General features: G+C 72.8%; 10 protein-coding genes. 6 read left to right on the top strand and 4 right to left on the bottom strand.

Annotation, left to right across the window (positions count from 1 at the left end; all coding sequences use genetic code 11):
- Positions 1-51: 51 nt before the first annotated feature.
- From OHT01_RS16445 to OHT01_RS16435, 3 genes are all read right to left on the bottom strand, one after another.
- Positions 52-318 carry a hypothetical protein gene (locus OHT01_RS16445; protein ID WP_328553914.1) on the bottom strand — a complete coding sequence of 89 codons (267 nt, stop codon included), beginning with the start codon at positions 316-318 and terminating at the stop codon, positions 52-54.
- Between the two features lies 1 nt (position 319).
- Positions 320-913, bottom strand: coding sequence for a hypothetical protein (locus OHT01_RS16440; protein ID WP_328553913.1), 594 nt, complete (start codon positions 911-913; stop codon positions 320-322).
- 151 nt (positions 914-1,064) lie between these two features.
- Positions 1,065-2,273 carry a nucleotide sugar dehydrogenase gene (locus OHT01_RS16435; protein ID WP_328553912.1) on the bottom strand — a complete coding sequence of 403 codons (1,209 nt, stop codon included), beginning with the start codon at positions 2,271-2,273 and terminating at the stop codon, positions 1,065-1,067.
- A gap of 273 nt (positions 2,274-2,546) precedes the next feature.
- On the opposite strand from OHT01_RS16435, the gene OHT01_RS16430 reads away from it, so the two are divergent.
- On the top strand, positions 2,547-4,253 hold the full coding sequence (locus OHT01_RS16430; protein WP_328553911.1) for a glycerol-3-phosphate dehydrogenase/oxidase: 1,707 nt from the start codon (positions 2,547-2,549) through the stop codon (positions 4,251-4,253).
- A gap of 69 nt (positions 4,254-4,322) precedes the next feature.
- Here the strand turns inward: OHT01_RS16430 and OHT01_RS16425 are convergent, their stop codons facing one another.
- Complete coding sequence (locus tag OHT01_RS16425; protein ID WP_443043406.1) at positions 4,323-5,429, bottom strand: serine hydrolase domain-containing protein; 1,107 nt, start codon at positions 5,427-5,429, stop codon at positions 4,323-4,325.
- A gap of 242 nt (positions 5,430-5,671) precedes the next feature.
- On the opposite strand from OHT01_RS16425, the gene OHT01_RS16420 reads away from it, so the two are divergent.
- The 5 genes from OHT01_RS16420 (at position 5,672) to OHT01_RS16400 (ending at position 16,770) form a co-directional block, all read left to right on the top strand.
- A complete protein-coding gene (locus OHT01_RS16420) occupies positions 5,672-7,843 on the top strand; it encodes a serine/threonine-protein kinase (RefSeq protein ID WP_328558145.1) in 2,172 nt (723 codons plus the stop codon).
- Between the two features lie 169 nt (positions 7,844-8,012).
- Entirely contained in the window at positions 8,013-11,081 is a 3,069-nt protein-coding gene (locus OHT01_RS16415; protein ID WP_328553909.1) for a protein kinase, read from the top strand.
- 189 nt (positions 11,082-11,270) lie between these two features.
- On the top strand, positions 11,271-13,013 hold the full coding sequence (locus tag OHT01_RS16410) for a serine/threonine-protein kinase (RefSeq protein WP_328558144.1): 1,743 nt from the start codon (positions 11,271-11,273) through the stop codon (positions 13,011-13,013).
- A 61-nt stretch (positions 13,014-13,074) separates the two neighbouring features.
- A complete protein-coding gene (locus tag OHT01_RS16405) occupies positions 13,075-14,718 on the top strand; it encodes a serine/threonine-protein kinase (RefSeq protein ID WP_328553908.1) in 1,644 nt (547 codons plus the stop codon).
- A gap of 165 nt (positions 14,719-14,883) precedes the next feature.
- Positions 14,884-16,770 carry a serine/threonine-protein kinase gene (locus OHT01_RS16400; RefSeq protein ID WP_328553907.1) on the top strand — a complete coding sequence of 629 codons (1,887 nt, stop codon included), beginning with the start codon at positions 14,884-14,886 and terminating at the stop codon, positions 16,768-16,770.
- The last annotated feature ends 45 nt before the right edge of the window (positions 16,771-16,815 follow it).

Genomic DNA, 16,815 nt, shown 5'->3' with positions numbered 1-16,815 from the left:
GAAGGGCCCCCACCGGTTCGTTGGGGGCCCTTCTCACATGTCCGGGTCCTGTCAGCCGTTCGTGAGCAGCTCGAGGATGCCACCGAGGAACAGCACGAGACCGGCGAGACCGATGGCCGCCCCGATCGCCCGGAAGCCGAACGCGGTGACCCAGCTGACCGGCGGTGAGAAATTGCCGGTCGCGGCGGCGCGCAGGTCGTGGCCGCGCTGCTGGGAGGCCGTCATGGCGTCCGCGGCGCCCCGGATGTTGAGGGCGACCCAGCCGCCGGCGACCGAACCCGAGAGGCCGAACAGCATCAGAAACAGCCAGACGGGCATCTCAGTGACCGTGCCCGGTCTTGCGGGTGCTCTGGAACGCCACGTACGCCGCGACCGCGAAGAACGCGAAGGTCAGCGGGTCGGCATCGGCTTTCCAGTTCTCCTGGACCACGCTGAGGTGGTCGAAGAAGACCTCGTTGAAGCCGACGCTGAAGTGCTTGGCGATGATCATGGCCTCGCCGATCAGCTGGCCGAGGTAGATGGCGCCGACGGACAGGACCACGGCGACGACCGGCAGCGTCTGGTTGCGGCCGCCGACGCGGCCCGCCGCGATGCCGACGAGGAAGCCGACGCCGACGGCGGCGTAGCCGATCTCGTGCTTGGTGAGGCCGATGACAAGGCCGTACAGGACCGCGGAGACCACGCCGGCGCCGACGGCGGCGACGAGACCGAGCGCGAAGTTGTTGCGCACCGGAGCGGCCGGGGCGACGGGCGCGACCGGGAAGCCCGGCTGCGGCGCGCCCTGCGGAAAGGCCTGCGGCGGAACGCCCTGCGGCGGGACGGCCCCCTGAGGGGCGGCCGGCTGGTCGGTGGGTTCGCTCGCGTACGGGTTGTTGTCGACCGGTGGACCGGACGGCGGTGTCGACTGGCTCATGTGGTTCCCCCCAGGGATACGGGCGCACCCGTGGGTGCGCGTGGACTGCGCCGCACAGCTGAGGGCACCCGGGGCACGGGCGTACGTGTGTGCGAGAGCTGCCGCAGGTTAGCAGGGGGGAGTGACAATCCGTGAGGTGATTTCGATCGGCTCAGAGCCGCTGTGCCGCCCCCGTCGGGGTCGCCCCCCTCGTGTCCAGGAGGAGTTGGGCCTTCACGGAGAGGCCCTGCAGGTCGTACGTGCGGTGCTGCTGGAGCAGGATCGTCAGGTCGGCGTCGGCCGCGGCCTCGTAGAGGGAGTCCGCGCGAGGCACGGGCCGCCCGAGGACGCTCCAGGCCGGGACGTGCGGGTCGTGATAGCTGACGGACGCGCCGAGTTCCATCAGGCGTACGGCGATCTCGTGGGCGGGGGCGCCCTGTTGATCGGCGATGTCCGCCTTGTAGGTGACGCCGAGCAGGAGCACGCGCGCGGCACGGGCGGACTTCCCGTGCTCGTTGAGCAGCGCGGCGGCACGCTGGATGACGTACTGGGGCATGTGGTCGTTGACCTGCTGGGCCAGTTCGACCATCCGCAGGGGGCGCCCCGAGGGGCCGCCGAGGTCCTGGGCGATCCCGTGCCCGCCGACTCCAGGTCCTGGCCGGAACGCCTGGAACCCGAACGGCTTGGTCTCGGCGCAGCGGATGACGTCCCACAGGTCGACACCCAGGTCGTGGCAGAGCACGGCCATCTCGTTGACGAGCGCGATGTTGACGTGCCGGAAGTTGGTCTCCAGGACCTGCACGGTCTCCGCCTCGCGGGGGCCACGCGCGCGTACGACCTTGTCCGTGAGCCGCCCGTAGAAGGCGGCGGCCGATTCGGTGCAGGCGGGGGTGAGGCCCCCGATGACCTTCGGTGTTCCGGCGGGGGTGAAGTCGCGGTTGCCGGGATCGACCCGGCTGGGCGAGTAGGCGAGGTGGAAGTCGCGCCCCGCGCGCAGGCCGGAGCCGGTTTCGAGGAGCGGGCGGAGGAAGTCCTCGGTGGTGCCGGGGTGCACGGGCGATTCCAGGATCACCGTGGTGTGCGGGCGCAGCCGCGCGGCCAGGGTGCGGGCCGCCGCCTCCACCTGGCCGAGGTCCAGGGTGCCGTCCGCGCCCCGCGGGACCGGTGCGCAGATGACGGCGGTGCGTACGCGGCCCAGCTCGGCCGGGTTGGTGGCCGGCCGGAAGCCCCCCGAGAGCATCCGGCGCAGTTCCGCGGGGGTCAGGGAGCCGCCCTCCGGCCCCGTCTTGTAGCCGAGGGTGGAGATGCCGGCGGCGACGGCGGCCTGGGCCAGGGGCAGGCCGAGATGACCGAGTCCGATGACGGCGAGGTCTGCGGGCATGGAGTGGGCCGTCCTTCCCAGTAACCGATACGGGACAGGTGCGCAAGCCCTGTGGACAGGATGGGCGAGAGCAATGTCAGACTAGGAGTAAATATGACCGATTTGTGGGATTGATCGATCAAGATTCCGTACGCGTCGCCCAGAGTTGTCCACAGCCTGCGGACGGACGGTGGCCGATGAGGGGCTGGGCGGTCAGACTTTGGGCAGGGGGGATGCGAGCCGGGCGTGTGGCCGGACAGGTGCGGCCGGCGCGACCAACAGCGGGAGGCAGCGGTGAGGACAGCGACACTGGGGCCGGCGGAGCGCGCCGAGTCACTTGCGGGAATGGCCGAGCGTGAGCTGGACGTGCTGGTCGTGGGCGCGGGTGTGGTCGGCGCGGGCACCGCGCTGGACGCCGTGACGCGCGGCCTGTCCACCGGCCTGGTCGAGGCGCGTGACTGGGCGTCCGGCACGTCGAGCAGATCCAGCAAGCTGATCCACGGAGGCCTGCGCTATCTGGAGATGCTGGACTTCACGCTCGTCCGCGAGGCGCTGAAGGAGCGCGGTCTCCTCCTCGAACGGCTGGCACCGCACCTGGTGAAGCCCGTCCCGTTCCTGTACCCGCTCCAGCACAAGGGCTGGGAGCGGCTGTACGCGGGCTCCGGCGTCGCGCTGTACGACGCCATGTCGATGGCCCGCGGCCACGGCCGGGGCCTGCCCGGCCACCGCCATCTGAGCCGCCGCCACGCCCTGCGCGTCGCACCCGCCTTGAAGAAGGACGCCCTGATCGGCGCCCTGCAGTACTACGACGCGCAGATGGACGACGCCCGCTATGTGGCGACCCTGGTGCGCACGGCGTCGTCGTACGGCGCGAAGGTCGCCAACCGCGCGCGGGTCACCGGCTTCCTGCGCGAGGGCGAGCGGGTGGTCGGGGCCAGGGTGCGCGACGTCGAGGGCGGCGGCGAGTACGAGGTCCGCGCCAAGCAGATCGTCAACGCCACGGGCGTGTGGACCGACGACACCCAGGCCCTGGTCGGCGAGCGGGGCCAGTTCCACGTCAGGGCGTCCAAGGGCATCCATCTGGTCGTACCGAAGGACCGGATCAACTCCTCGACGGGCCTGATCCTGCGCACCGAGAAGTCCGTGCTGTTCGTGATCCCGTGGGGCCGGCACTGGATCATCGGCACCACCGACACCGACTGGGACCTGGACAAGGCCCACCCGGCGGCCTCCAGCGCGGACATCGACTATCTGCTGGAGCATGTGAACTCGGTGCTCTCCGTGCCGCTCTCCCGGGACGACGTCGAGGGGGTGTACGCGGGGCTGCGGCCGCTGCTGGCCGGGGAGTCGGACGCCACCAGCAAGCTGTCGCGCGAGCACACCGTGGCCCACCCGGTGCCCGGCCTCGTGGTCGTGGCCGGCGGCAAGTACACGACCTACCGGGTGATGGCCAAGGACGCGGTGGACGAGGCGGTGCACGGCCTCGACCAGCGGGTCGCCGAATGCGTCACCGAGGACATCCCGCTGCTCGGCGCCGAGGGCTACCGGGCGCTGTGGAACGCCCGAGCGCGGATCGCGGCACGCACCGGCATCCATGTGGTGCGTGTGGAGCACCTGTTGAACCGGTACGGGGCGATGGCCGAGGAACTCCTCGACCTCATCGCGGACGACCCCTCCCTCGGCGAGCCCCTGCCTGCCGCCGAGGACTACCTCCGGGCCGAGATCGTCTACGCCGCCTCGCACGAGGGCGCCCGTCACCTGGACGACGTCCTGACCCGGCGTACGCGCATCTCCATCGAGACCTTCGACCGCGGTACCCGCAGCGCCCGGGAGGCCGCCGAGTTGATGGCCCCGGTCCTCGGCTGGGACAAGGGCCAGATCGAGCGCGAGGTGGAGCACTACGAGAAGCGGGTCGAGGCCGAGCGGGAGTCCCAGCGCCAGCCGGACGACCTCACGGCCGACGCGGCTCGGCTGGGAGCGCCGGACATCGTCCCGTTCTGACCGCCGGTCCGGGCCGTGTCACCCGAACGAGTGCGGTGAGCCGGGATCTCCGCTCGCGGTCCGGCCGTTCTACGGGGTGCGGGGACAGAACTCGGCGGCGAGCAGCGCCGGTTCGAGCGTCGGGTCCGTGACCCCGTCCGTGTTCACCCGGAAGGTGAGGACACGGCGTCCGTCGACGGTGGCCGCGCTGCGCACGTAGCTGCCGGAGATCCGGCCGTTGTGCCCCCACACCGTGGTCCCGCACGGCAGCTTCACCGGGAACAGCCCCATGCCGTACGAGCCATGTGCGGCGCGGGTGTCGAGCATCTCGCGCAGCCAGTGCGAGGGCAGCAGCCCGCCGCCGAGCAGGGCCGCGTAGAAGCGGTTCAGATCGGCCAGCGTGCTCACCAGCTCACCCGCCGCGCCGGCCACGCGCGGGTCGAGCTCGGTGACGTCGGAGCCGTCGGCGGTGTACGCGCGGCCGTGCGGTGAGGGAAGCGCCTCGCGGTCACCGGGGAACGAAGTACCGGACAGGCGAAGGGGAGTGATGATGCGGCGCTCGGCCTCGGTGGCGTACGGGTGGCCGGTGACCTGCTCGACGATCAGGCCCAGCAGCACGTAGTTGGTGTTCGAGTAGGCGAAGCGGCCGCGGTGGGCCGGGGGATGGGTGAGTGCGATGCGCAGTGCCTGAAGCGGGGTCACGGGGACGGCGCCCCGGGTCGTCGAGGTGAAGTCATAGAGGCCGCTGGTCTGGTGGAGCAGGGCGCGCAGCGTGATGCGGCGGCCGTCGTTGCCCGCACCGCGCACCAGACCGGGCAGATGGTCGTCGACCGAGTCGGACAGGGACAGCCGGTGCTCGGCGGTGAGTTGAAGGACGACGGTCGCGATGAACGTCTTGGTGATGCTTCCGGCGCGGAAACGATCGGAGCGTGAGATTCCGTTTCCGGCGCTCTCGAAACGCGCACCGGGACCGTCACCGGCCAGCAGGGCGGCGGCCGGAGCGCCGCCCCGGGTCACGAGGAGGGTGAGCGCGGTGTCCGGGGCCTGGGTGACGGGGCCTTGGGAGGCGACCAGGGCCTGTTCCAGCATGTCGGTTTGGGCCATGCCGAGGAGCGCCAGGGACACGGGTATGGCCAGAAGTGTCCGAGGTGTCCGGGGCCGTGACATCGCCGCTCCTTCCTTGTCGCGGCCCATCATGGAGCACGTTTCTGTGCCCTGTGCCGAGCCGTGGGCCGGGTGGCGCGGAGGGGTGTTGCTCCCGGTGCGGGGCGGTCGGCGTGCGCGGGGTGCGACGGGTGGTGAGCCGTCCGTGGCCGTCGGCGGGGTCCGGGCGTCTCACTGGCTGAGCTGTTGCGGTTCCAGGGGGCCCCTGGGCGTTGTGCACTTGTCGGGTGAGGGACAATGGAGGCTCTGTCAGGGCGGGTTGCATGAGGGGACGCATGTCGGAGGCGGAGCGGGCGGGAGCATCCCGTCAGGACAAGAGCGAACGTCTCCTCGCCGGGCGGTACCGGCTGGGGGATGTTCTCGGCCGCGGCGGCATGGGCACGGTGTGGCGCGCCGAGGACGAGACCCTGGGCCGCACGGTCGCCGTGAAGGAGCTGCGGTTCCCGTCGGCCATCGACGAGGACGAGAAGCGCCGGCTGATCACGCGCACGCTGCGGGAGGCCAAGGCCATCGCGCGGATCCGCAACAACGGCGCGGTGACGGTCTTCGACGTGGTCGACGAGGACAACCGGCCCTGGATCGTGATGGAGCTCATCGAGGGCAAGTCCCTCGCCGAGGCCATCCGCGAGGACGGACTGCTCACGCCGAAGCGCGCCGCCGAGGTGGGCCTGGCCATCCTCGACGTGCTGCGCTCGGCGCACCGTGAGGGCATCCTGCACCGGGACGTGAAGCCGTCGAACGTGCTGATCTCGGACGACGGCCGGGTGGTGCTCACCGACTTCGGCATCGCCCAGGTGGAGGGCGACCCGTCCATCACCTCGACCGGCATGCTCGTCGGCGCGCCCTCCTACATCTCGCCGGAGCGGGCGCGTGGCCACAAGCCCGGGCCCGCGGCCGACCTGTGGTCGCTGGGTGGGCTGCTGTACGCGTCGGTGGAAGGTGTGCCGCCGTACGACAAGGGTTCCGCGATCGCGACGCTCACCGCCGTGATGACCGAGCCGGTGGAACAGCCGAAGAACGCGGGCCCGCTGGAGAACGTGATCTACGGCCTGCTGGCCAAGGACCCCGAGCAGCGGCTCGACGACGCGGGCGCGCGGGCGATGCTCAACGAGGTGCTGAGCGCGCCCGACCCCGAGCAGAGCGTGCCGGAGCCGCCGGACGCGACGAAGGTCGTGGCCATGCCTCCCCTTCCGGAGAGCCCGGGGCGCGGGTTCGGCTCCGGTGCCAAGAAGGGCGAGGAGCCGGCGGAGCGGCTGCGCGGGGCCCTGCGTTCGGTACGCAAGGCGGCGACGGCGGCCGGGGCCGCCACGGCGGCGGCCACCTCCGCGGCGACCGCCCGTGCGAAGTCGGCCGGGGGCTCGGATTCCGCCCTGGCGGAGGGAGCCGCGGCGACGGCCTCCCCGCGTACGGGTGCAGGTTCCGGCGGGGCAGCCGGTTCGGCCGGTGGCACCTCCGTGTCCTCGCCCTCGGTGGGCTCGTCCGGGTCCGGAGCGTCGTCGGTGCCGGGGCAGGCGGGGAGTCGTGACGGTACGTCGGTGAACTCCAGTTCGGCCGGGGGTGCCGGGTCGGCGGGTGCCGCCGCCGCGCGCAGCACCTCGGGGTCCGGATGGCCTGTGGCCCCCGAGCGCCCGGCGCGGCCGGTACCGAAGGCCTCGCTGACGGATGTCGTGCCGCTGCGGACGCTGGTGATCCTCGTGGTGGTCCTGGCACTCGTCGTGCTCGGCATCGTGCTGGCCCTCACGCTCGGTGGCGGGGACGGCAACGGCTCCAAGGGCGGCAGGAGCGGCGGCAGCGGCGCGACCGCGTCCAGCGGAGCGACGTCCGGAAGCGGCAAGGGCACAGGCAAGGGCGGCGGCAAGAGCGACAGCGACGCCGAGCACACCGACAGAGGCGACAAGTCGGGCTCCGGCTCCGGTTCGGACGACAGCACGAACACGTCCACGGGCACGGGCACGGGCACGTCGGACGATTCGAGCGGCGACGGCAAGGAGTCCGGCTCGGGGGCGGGTTCCTCCACCGCCGTGACGACGTACAAGAGCGGTCAGGGCTTCTCGATCGGGCTGCCCAAGGGGTGGAAGTTCCAGTCCCAGGACGGCGCGGGAGCCCGGTTCACGGGTCCCGACGGGCAGAAGCTCCTCGTCGGCTGGACGAGTACGCCCAAGGACGACCCGGTCGCGGACTGGAAGAACCAGGAGCGCTACATGACGCGCTCCCAGTACACGCGGGTGCGCATAGCGAAGGTGGACTACCGCGGCTGGAACACGGCCGACTGGGAGTTCACTTATGTCGACGGAGGCACGAAGTACCGGTCGATCGACCGCGGTTTCGTCGTGAACTCGCATCAGGGGTACGGGTTGATGTACACGGCGAAGGCGTCCGCCTGGGACAGCGATCTGCGCAAGAGCACCTGGAAGACGCTGACCGAGACGTTCCAGCCGAAGTCGTGACGTACCGCTCGCCGAGGTGACGTTCCGCCACGAACGGGAGCCCGAGATCTCGCATCACCGCTCTGCGGGTTGCCTCGGGCACGTATCGTGAGTGGTTGCGGACCGAACGAAGCCACAACGGGACGCACGGCGAACGGAATTGACCAACCGGTCGGCTGGGGGAGGCATCGTGGACGACTATGCGGGACGGGTACTCGCCGACCGCTACCGCCTCCCTCTGCCGCCGTCCGACGAGTACGAACTCGCCGAGAGCCGGGCCTTCGACACCTACAGCGGGCAGGAAGTCCTGGTACGGCAGGTGCCGTTGCCGGAAGTCGTCGAGGCCGAGGTGCTCGACGCGGACGGACTGCCCGACGGGTTCGTGGCCCGGGACGGCGGGGTGCGGAGGGCGTCCGCCCGGACCACGCGCCGGCCCACCGAACCGGCGGTCCGGCGCGCGATCGAGGCCGCCCAGGCCGCCGCGCAGATCCCCGACCATCCCAGGCTCGACCAGGTCTTCGACGTGTTCGCCGAGGGCGGGTCGCTGTGGATCGTCAGCGAGTTGGTGCCCGCGAGGCCGCTGGCCGCACTGCTCGCCGAGAAGCCGCTCAGCCCCTACCGGGCCGCCGAGGTCGCCGCCGACGTACTGGCCGCGCTACGGGTCCTGCACGCGCACGGATGGGTGCACCGGAACATCACCGCGCGCACGGTGCTCGTCTGCGACGACGGCCGCGTCCTGCTCACGGGACTGGCGGCCGGGGCCGCCGAGGAGGCGCTGTGCGGGTACGACCCGGTGCCGGCGCCGGAGGACTTGGCGAGTGAGCCCGGGGCCGGCTCCCGGTCCGCCCCCGGATCGGGCCTCCGCGCCGGGCAGCCGGGGGACGGCGGCCAGGCCGGGACGGTCCCGGCCGCTCTTCGGGGAGCCGCGGGCGGGCCGGTTGCCGCGGGCGGGCGGGGTCCCGCCGGCGGTATCGGATTCGGCGGTGGTGCCGCGCACGGTGTCGCTGTGGCGGCCACGTCCGGCGCGGACGCCGAAGCGGCCCGGCGGGCGGCGATCGAAGCCCGCGCCGAACAGGGAACGCCGGTTCCTGGGGCGCCCCCGGCGGGCCGGGAACCGCGCGCTCTGGAGGCGGGCGGTCCCGGGGGTCCGGGCGGTCCGGCGGCAGCGGCCGGGCAGGGCGGCGGACCGGAGACGGGCGGGGAGGCGGAGGACGCCGGGGACGACGTCCGCGCCGCGCGCGCAGGAGCCATCGCGGCGTACCGCGCCGGAGCGCGTGCCGCCGCTCGGGTGCAGGGGGAACAGCGGGGCGACCCGTTCGCCCTCCCGGCGCCCCGGTCCTCGGCACCCGGCGAGCAGCACGAGCAGACCGGTCAGGACGGCCGTCACGGCACTTCCCCGCATTCCCCGTACTCCCCGCACCAGGCCCAGGCCTACGCCCCGCCGCACCTGCCCGGCCAGGGCGGGCAGCAGCAGCGTCCGCACACCGCGCCCCCTGGCCAGATAGCCGACCCGTACGGAGTCGGCGGCGCCGGCGGGCACGGGACTCAGCCGCGCCCCGCCGGACCCGGTGGCGGCGACAACGGCCAAGGCCGCCCCACACTCCCCGCTGGAGCCGGATCGGGAGCGGGCGGCAGGCCCGTCCCCCAGGCCCCGGGCCATGACGATTCCGCGCTCGCGCCCGGACAGGGGGCCTTCGTCGCGGGGTACGGCGGGCGGCCCGGTGTACCTGCGCCCGGACGGCCCCTCGACGGCGACCGGGTCGCGGACAACGGCCGGTTCCCGGGCGGCTTCCAGGCGTCCGGCCACACCCCAGTACCCGCACGTCCGGGCGGTTTCCCGGATTCCGGCCACACCCGTGCGCCCGGTACCTCCCCGGCCCCCGGTCACACCCGGGTCCCCGGTGCCCCGCAGAGCCCCGTCCCCGCCCAGCACAACCCCGAGCGCCATGGCGGCGGTTGGGGCGAGCTGGTGGTCGGGGCGCCACCGCGCCGAGGCCCGGCCACCGCGCTCGCGGCGGAGCGGGCCCGGCAGGCACGGATGGCCGTGGTCGGGCCGGTCACCGAGCGCTGGGCTCCCGAGCAGGCCGGGCCGGTGCACGAGAACTGGCAGCTCGCCGCCCCGATCGGGCCGGCGACCGACCTGTGGGCGCTCGGCGCGCTGCTCTTCCGCGCCGTACAGGGACACGCGCCGTACCCCGAGGAGAACACCGCCGAGCTGGTGCAGCTCGTGTGCGCGGAGCCGCCCGCGTTCGCCGAGGAGTGCGGACCGCTGCGTCCCGTCGTCGAGTCGTTGCTGCGCCAGGACCCCACCGAGCGGCTCGACTTCGAGGAACTGCGCGGCTGGCTGCGGTCCCTGGTGCGGTCCGCGCCGGAGCCCGAGGCCGGCACACACGTCGTGCCCGCGCCGCCCGTCGACCCGAGCCGGCTGCCGATCGTACGGCGCCGGGGCGAACTCGTCCGCAGGCGTCGCGCAGGGCTGCCCGCCACCAGCCCGCACGCCCGCCACAAGCGGGCCAGGCGGGAGGGTTCGGCGGGACCTCGCCGGCTGGGCCGGAACCTTCTGCTGCTGGTCCTGCTCCTGCTGGCCGCGGCGGTCGCGTACGCCGTGGTGTTCATGCCCAAGTCGGACCGGAACGGTTCGGGCGACGGGCGGACCGGGGCCGCCGGGCAGGCCGGGCCCGCACCCGGCGGCGACGCGACGGCGAGCAGTGGGACCCGCCCCGACCAGACCTCGCCGGACCCCGGCAAGAGCCCCTCGGGGAAGTCCAGTTCGACCTCCTCGCACACGACCGCCGATCCCGGCGTCGCCGACGGGTTCACGCTCCGCAAGGACCCCGAGGGATTCCAGGTCGCCGTGGCCGACGGCTGGAACCGTTCGCCGAAGAACGGCAGGGGCCAGATCGTCTACTCCCAGGGGGACTTCGAGCTCATCGTCGTACCCGGACGGGACGGCACGGCCACGTACGGCGGCGACCCGATGACGTACCAGCGGGAGAGCGAGAAGGAGTTGCAGCCCTTCCGCGACTCGACCTGGGCCACCTCCAGCGGGATGCGGCGGATCGACGTGGGCGGCAAGGTGATGGCCGAGGGTCAGTTCACCTGGCAGGACTCCGCGGGGCGTTCGCTCTATGTGCGCAACCTCGCGATCCTCGTCGGCGGGCACTACCACGTGGTGCAGGTGCGCGGCCCGGACGCCGAACGGGACGAGGTCACCCGACTCTACGAGCAGGCGTCGTCGACCTACCAAGTCACCGGCTGAACAAGCCCTTTGCGCCCCTGGACGTCGCATTTGGGCAGGCGGGGGCACTTGAACGCCAAACGGTTCCCTTCCGTACAAGGAAGGGACAACCGTCACAGTGCGGTCTCCGTACGACCCCGCTTGTTCCCAGGGTGGGTACCGCTCCTTAGTCTGACCCTGTCAAGACCATTGCGGGGAAACGTGAATCAGATGCAAGGCCTGCTCCTCGCGGGCCGCTACCGGCTTGTCGAATCCATCGGCAGCGGTGGCATGGGCCGGGTTTGGCGTGCCCACGATGAGGTGTTGCACCGGGCGGTCGCGGTCAAGGAGCTGACGGCCGCGCTGTACGTCGCCGAGAGCGAGCTGGCACGGCTGCTCGCCCGGACCCACGCCGAGGCGCGGGCCGCGGCCCGTATCAACCACTCGGCCGTAGTCACCGTCCATGACGTGCTGGAGCACGACAACCGGCCGTGGATCGTCATGGAGCTGGTCGAGGGCAACTCGCTGGCCGACGAGGTCAAGGAGCAGGGGCGCCTCGAACCGGCCGAGGCGGCGCGGATCGGGCTGTGGGTGCTGCGCGCGCTGCGCGCCGCGCACGCGGCCGGCGTGCTGCACCGGGACGTGAAGCCGGGCAATGTCCTGCTGTCCTCCGACCGGCGGGTGCTGCTCACCGACTTCGGGATCGCGCAGGTCGAGGGTGATACGACCATCACGCGCACCGGCGAGATCGTCGGTTCCGTCGACTACCTCGCGCCCGAGCGGGTGCGCGGCCACGACCCCGGTCCGGCCGCCGACCTGTGGGCCCTCGGGGCCACGCTGTACACGGCGGTGGAGGGGCGGTCGCCGTTCCGGCGCACGTCGGCGCTGTCGACCATGCAGGCCGTGGTCGACGAGGAGCTCACGCCTCCGCAGTACGCCGGGGCGCTGGAGCCCGTCATTTTCGCGCTGCTCAGCAAGGATCCCGCGGGACGCCCCAGTTCGGCGGAGGCTGAGGAGATGCTCGCCGAGGCGGCGGAGGGCCGCCGCCCGAGGACGGCGCAGGCGTATGTGCCGACGCAACACGTGGACCGAAGTGAGGGACAGGACTCTGTCCATGGGGGCGGGACACACGGAGGTGGAACCCATGGCGGTCAGCGCCAGGGGGATACCGCCCACACGGGTCCGTCCTACGGCGCACCGACTGCGGGCGCCCAAGGCCACGGGACCGGCGTCACCGCGCAGGGGGCCGCGCCCCACGGCGGCGGCCCGGCCGGAACCATGTACCAGTTGCAGTCGGGCTCCCAGCCCAGGAAGCGGCGGCGTGGCCGCACCGTGGCCCTCGTCCTGGTCATGGCCGGGCTCGTCGGCGGCGGCGGTGCGGTCGCCATGCGGTACGCGGACAACTGGCGGCAGAACAGCGAAAACTCCGTCGGAACCGGCGGCAGCAAGGGCGGAGCCACCGGCAAGCCCAGCGGCCGGTCGACGGGGAGCGGGACGGGGAACGCCGCCGGCACCATCCCCGCCGGCTGGGTGAACGTGGACGACCCCGCCGGCTTCGTCATCGCCCTCCCCGGCAAGAACTGGAAGCGGATTCCCAACAGCTCCCAGATCGACTACAGCCCGGACGGCGGCAAGCACTTCGTCCGCTTCGCCGTCGACGACTCACCGGACTTCCCGGACCCGCACAGCCACCAGCTCGACCTGGAACAGCAGTTGACGAAGCTTCAGAACTACACGCGGGTGAGCCTGGAGGCGAACACGTTCCGGGACTGCCACGGCTCCCTGTGGGACTTCACCTGGACCGCGCTGCCGAAGCAGACGCCGTTCCCGGGGCAGCGTCGCGCCATCGAGCAGACCTACCTCGGCCGGGACGGCATCGAGTACGCGATCTACATGTCCTCGCCCGCCGCGGACTGGGACCCCGCGCTTCAGCAGTTCAAGGTGATCCTGCGCAGCTGGAACCCCAAGGCCTGATAACGCCTACTGCCGACTCAGTGCTCCGGAGGGTCTCCGTCCGGTGGGGCATGATGTGCCCATGGGGACCGAGGGGGAGAACGTCCGTGTGATCGCGGGGCGTTACCGGCTGGAGGCGAGAATCGGCCGGGGTGGCATGGGCGTCGTGTGGCGTGCCACCGACCAACTGCTCGGCCGCCGGGTCGCGGTGAAGGAGCTGGTCCTCGACGACTCGCTCTCGGCCGAGGAGGCCCGGCTCCAGCGCGACCGCACCCTGCGTGAGGCGCGGGCCGTCGCCCAACTGCACCACCCGCACATCATCGTCGTCCACGACGTCGTCGAGGACGACGAACGCCCGTACATCGTCATGGAGTTGATCGACGGCGGTTCGCTCGCCGAACGGATCTCGGCGAACGGGCCGGTCGACGCGCGTGAGGCCGCCCGTATCGGCATCGACCTGCTCGGCGCGCTGCGCCGCGCGCACGACGCGGGTGTCCTGCACCGCGACCTCAAGCCCGCCAACGTCCTCGTCGAGGCGGGCACCGACCGCGTCGTGCTCACCGACTTCGGGATCGCCCAGGTCGCGGGCTCGACGACGCTCACCGAGACCGGCGCGTTCGTCGGCTCACCCGAGTACACCGCGCCCGAGCGGATGGCCGGGTCACGGACCGGCCCCGAGTCCGACCTGTGGTCGCTCGGCGCGCTGCTGTGCACGGTGCTGAGCGGCGCGTCCCCCTTCCGCCGCGACTCGCTCGGCGGCATCCTGCACGCGGTCGTCGTCGACGAGATCCGTCCGCCGGCCCAGGCCGCGCCGCTGCTGCCCGTCGTACGAGGCCTGCTGGAGCGTGATCCGGAGCGGCGGCTCGACGCGGCGGAGGCCGAGCGGATGCTGCGCGCCTTCCGCGACACCGGCCGTACGCCCCGGCTGGCGGTCCCGTACTCGCCCACGCGCCGGGACATCCCCCTGCGCAGACCCTCGCCCGCGCCGCCGGGTTCGTCGGCCACCGTGGCGGACCAGCCGCCCCGGCAGTCCACGCGCAGCATCCTCGTCGCCGCCGCGCTGGTCGCCGCGCTGGCCGGTGCGGGGGTGTCCGCGGCCGCGCTCCTGGTGGGCGGCGGCGGGCACGGCGGACCGGCCGCGTCGAGTCCGCCGCGTACGTCACGGACCCCGAGTACGTCGTCCTCGGCCTCCGGCGCGTTCTCGGCACCGCCCACGAACGCCGGTCCCACGGTCACGGTGACCCGGCGGCAGTCCTCGGCGGCCACCGCCCGCACGGCACCCTCCGGCTATCGCACCGCGTCGGATCCGAACGGCTTCTCCCTCGCCGTGCCCGTCGGCTTCACGCGGGATCCGCAGGGGGAGCGGGTCTTCTACATGTCGCCGGGGCAGACCTTCCGTCTCGGCATCAAGGTCGCCGACCCCGAGACGGGCGGTCCGCTCGGCGTGATGCGCAGGGCGGACGCCGCGGGGCCTTCCAACAACCCCGGCTACCACGACGGCACGGTCGCCCGGACGACGCGCGGCGGACACTCCGCCGCCCTGTGGGAGTTCACCTGGAACGGCTTCACCGCGGCGGAGGGTGCCCGGCACACCTACGACCTGTGCTGGGAGGAGGGCGGCCGGATGTACGACGTCTGGGTCTCCGCCCCGGTGGGACGGGTGACGGAGGCGAAGGAGTACTTCGACGTGGCGGTGGATACGTTCGTGGCCCCGCCGAACCCGTAGCCCCGCCGAACGCGCAACAACCCTGGATCCCGCAACCTCGGACCCCGTAACCCCGCGTCCGTTAACCGTATAAACGGGAGATAAGGGATGGGTGGCGTCACGGCTCTGTGACCGGCGGCCGAAGAGGCTGGATGGCGACGGGGCCGCCGCGATACAGATGGACGCATGAGCGACGACGGGGGAGCCCCTCGCGGGGGCGACGAGCCGACGAGTTTCAGTCTGCAACCACCGAGACCCGCGGTGCGGAGCCGGCCGTCGGAGGCCGCGGCGGAAGGCAGGCGACCGGAGGCCGGGGCGCCGGGCGGGCTGCCGGAGGTCACGGTGCCCGGCGGGCTGCCGGAGGTCACGGTGCCGGGCGGGCCGCCGGGAGTGTCGGTGTCGGCGGGCTCGCCGGGAGTTCCGGTGCCGGGACGGATGCCGGGAGCCCCGGCCCCCGTCCCGTACCCGGGCAACCCGTATGCCGCGCCCGCGCCCACGGTCCCGGACCGGCCGGAGGCTCCCGCACCGGAGCCGTCGCGGGAACGGGGGCCGGAACCGGGGGCGGGCCGGCTCATCGCGGGGCGCTATCGCCTGCTCTCCAAACTCGGGCACGGCGGCATGGGTACGGTGTGGCGGGCCAAGGACGAGACCGTGGACCGCGAGGTCGCCGTCAAGGAACCGCGCGTCCCGGACCATCTTCCCGAGCGCGAACGGGCGACCGCGTACGAACGGATGCGGCGCGAGGCCCGTGCGGCGGCCCGGCTCGACCACCCCGCCGTGGTCGGCGTCCACGACGTCGCGATCGTGGACGGACAGCCCTGGATCGTCATGGAGCTGGTGCGGGGCCGCTCGCTCGGCGACGCCCTCCAGGAGGGCACGCTCGGTGTCCGCGAGGCCGCGCGCGTCGGCCTGGAGATCCTCGGGGCCCTGGAGGCCGCGCACGCGGCGGGGATCCTGCACCGCGACGTCAAGCCCGACAACGTGCTCCTCGGCCGTCACGACCGCGTCGTTCTCACCGATTTCGGGATCGCCCGGATCGACGGCGAGACCAGTCTGACGGACACCGGAGGCTTCGTCGGTTCGCCCGAATACATAGCCCCGGAAAGGGTGTTGGGCCGGCGAGCCGGTGCCGCCTCCGACCTCTGGTCGCTGGGCGTGGTGCTCTACGCCGCAACCGAAGGAGTCTCCCCCTTCCGGCGCAGCAACACGCCCGCCACGCTCCAGTCGGTCCTCAACACCACGCCGGCCGCGCCCGCTTCGGCGGGAGTCCCGCTCGCGGAGGCGATCAACGGCCTGCTCAGCAAGGAGCCGTCGGACCGTCCCGGAGCGGCCGAGGTCCGGCGCCTCCTGGAGGAGGCCGCGCGCCCGCCCGCCCCGGCACCGACCCGGGTCACGCGGATCGAGCACCCGGACGGACCCGCAGAGCCCGTGGCCGGGGGTTTCCGCCTCGGCCGACGGGCCCTGATCGGCCTGGTGGCGGCGGTCGCCGCCGTGGTCGCCGCGGCCGCGGTGGGGGCGTATCTGGTGATCGCGGACCCGTTCGCCGGGCCGCTGCCGGACGGCTGGCGGAAGCGGCACGTGGCGGACGTCGCGGCGACGCTGGCGGTGCCCGCCGAGTACCAGCAGGGGACCCCGGACCGGAGCTCGGACAAGGGGCACTGGGTCACGTACACCGACTGGAGCGGGAGCATCTCGATCGGGCTGAGCCTCGCCAGGAGGTCCGAGGACGCCAACAAGGAGATCAAGGACTCGGCGCGGGCCGAAATGTACGCGGACGACGGTGACTTCAAGGCGAGCGGTGCGTACGCCCTGGCCATGCCCGCGGGGCCGAGGACGGCCCCGGACGCCAAGGCGACGTACCGCGGCGGGGAGTCCGCCGAGAACACGGTGAGGTACACGACCACCGACAGCCAGAATCCCCGCCCGCGCGAACTCCGGCTCTTCTACTACAAGTCGAAGGCCGGCGACATGTACAAGCTCACGATCAGTTATCCGGGCAAGGGCGACTTCACCGCGCGGGGCCGCGCGGTGGCCGAGGCGGCGATCGCGAACCTGGACATCGGCGAGCGGTGACCGCCGGGCCGGTGCCGGGCCGGTGCCGTGCGGGCGGCGGCTCTC

The sequence above is a fragment of the Streptomyces sp. NBC_00358 genome, from assembly GCF_036099295.1.
Taxonomy (GTDB): domain Bacteria; phylum Actinomycetota; class Actinomycetes; order Streptomycetales; family Streptomycetaceae; genus Streptomyces.
Note: the sequence above shows the minus strand (reverse complement) of the source record. Positions and strands in the feature narration are given on the sequence as shown.

Coding starts and splice junctions, on each gene's coding strand:
- OHT01_RS16420 (WP_328558145.1), top strand. CDS start 5,672: ATGTCGGAGGCGGAGCGGGCGGGAGCATCCCGTCAGGACAAGAGCGAA.
- OHT01_RS16425 (WP_443043406.1), bottom strand. CDS start 5,429: ATGATGGGCCGCGACAAGGAAGGAGCGGCGATGTCACGGCCCCGGACA.
- OHT01_RS16445 (WP_328553914.1), bottom strand. CDS start 318: ATGCCCGTCTGGCTGTTTCTGATGCTGTTCGGCCTCTCGGGTTCGGTC.
- OHT01_RS16440 (WP_328553913.1), bottom strand. CDS start 913: ATGAGCCAGTCGACACCGCCGTCCGGTCCACCGGTCGACAACAACCCG.
- OHT01_RS16435 (WP_328553912.1), bottom strand. CDS start 2,273: ATGCCCGCAGACCTCGCCGTCATCGGACTCGGTCATCTCGGCCTGCCC.
- OHT01_RS16410 (WP_328558144.1), top strand. CDS start 11,271: ATGCAAGGCCTGCTCCTCGCGGGCCGCTACCGGCTTGTCGAATCCATC.
- OHT01_RS16405 (WP_328553908.1), top strand. CDS start 13,075: ATGGGGACCGAGGGGGAGAACGTCCGTGTGATCGCGGGGCGTTACCGG.
- OHT01_RS16400 (WP_328553907.1), top strand. CDS start 14,884: ATGAGCGACGACGGGGGAGCCCCTCGCGGGGGCGACGAGCCGACGAGT.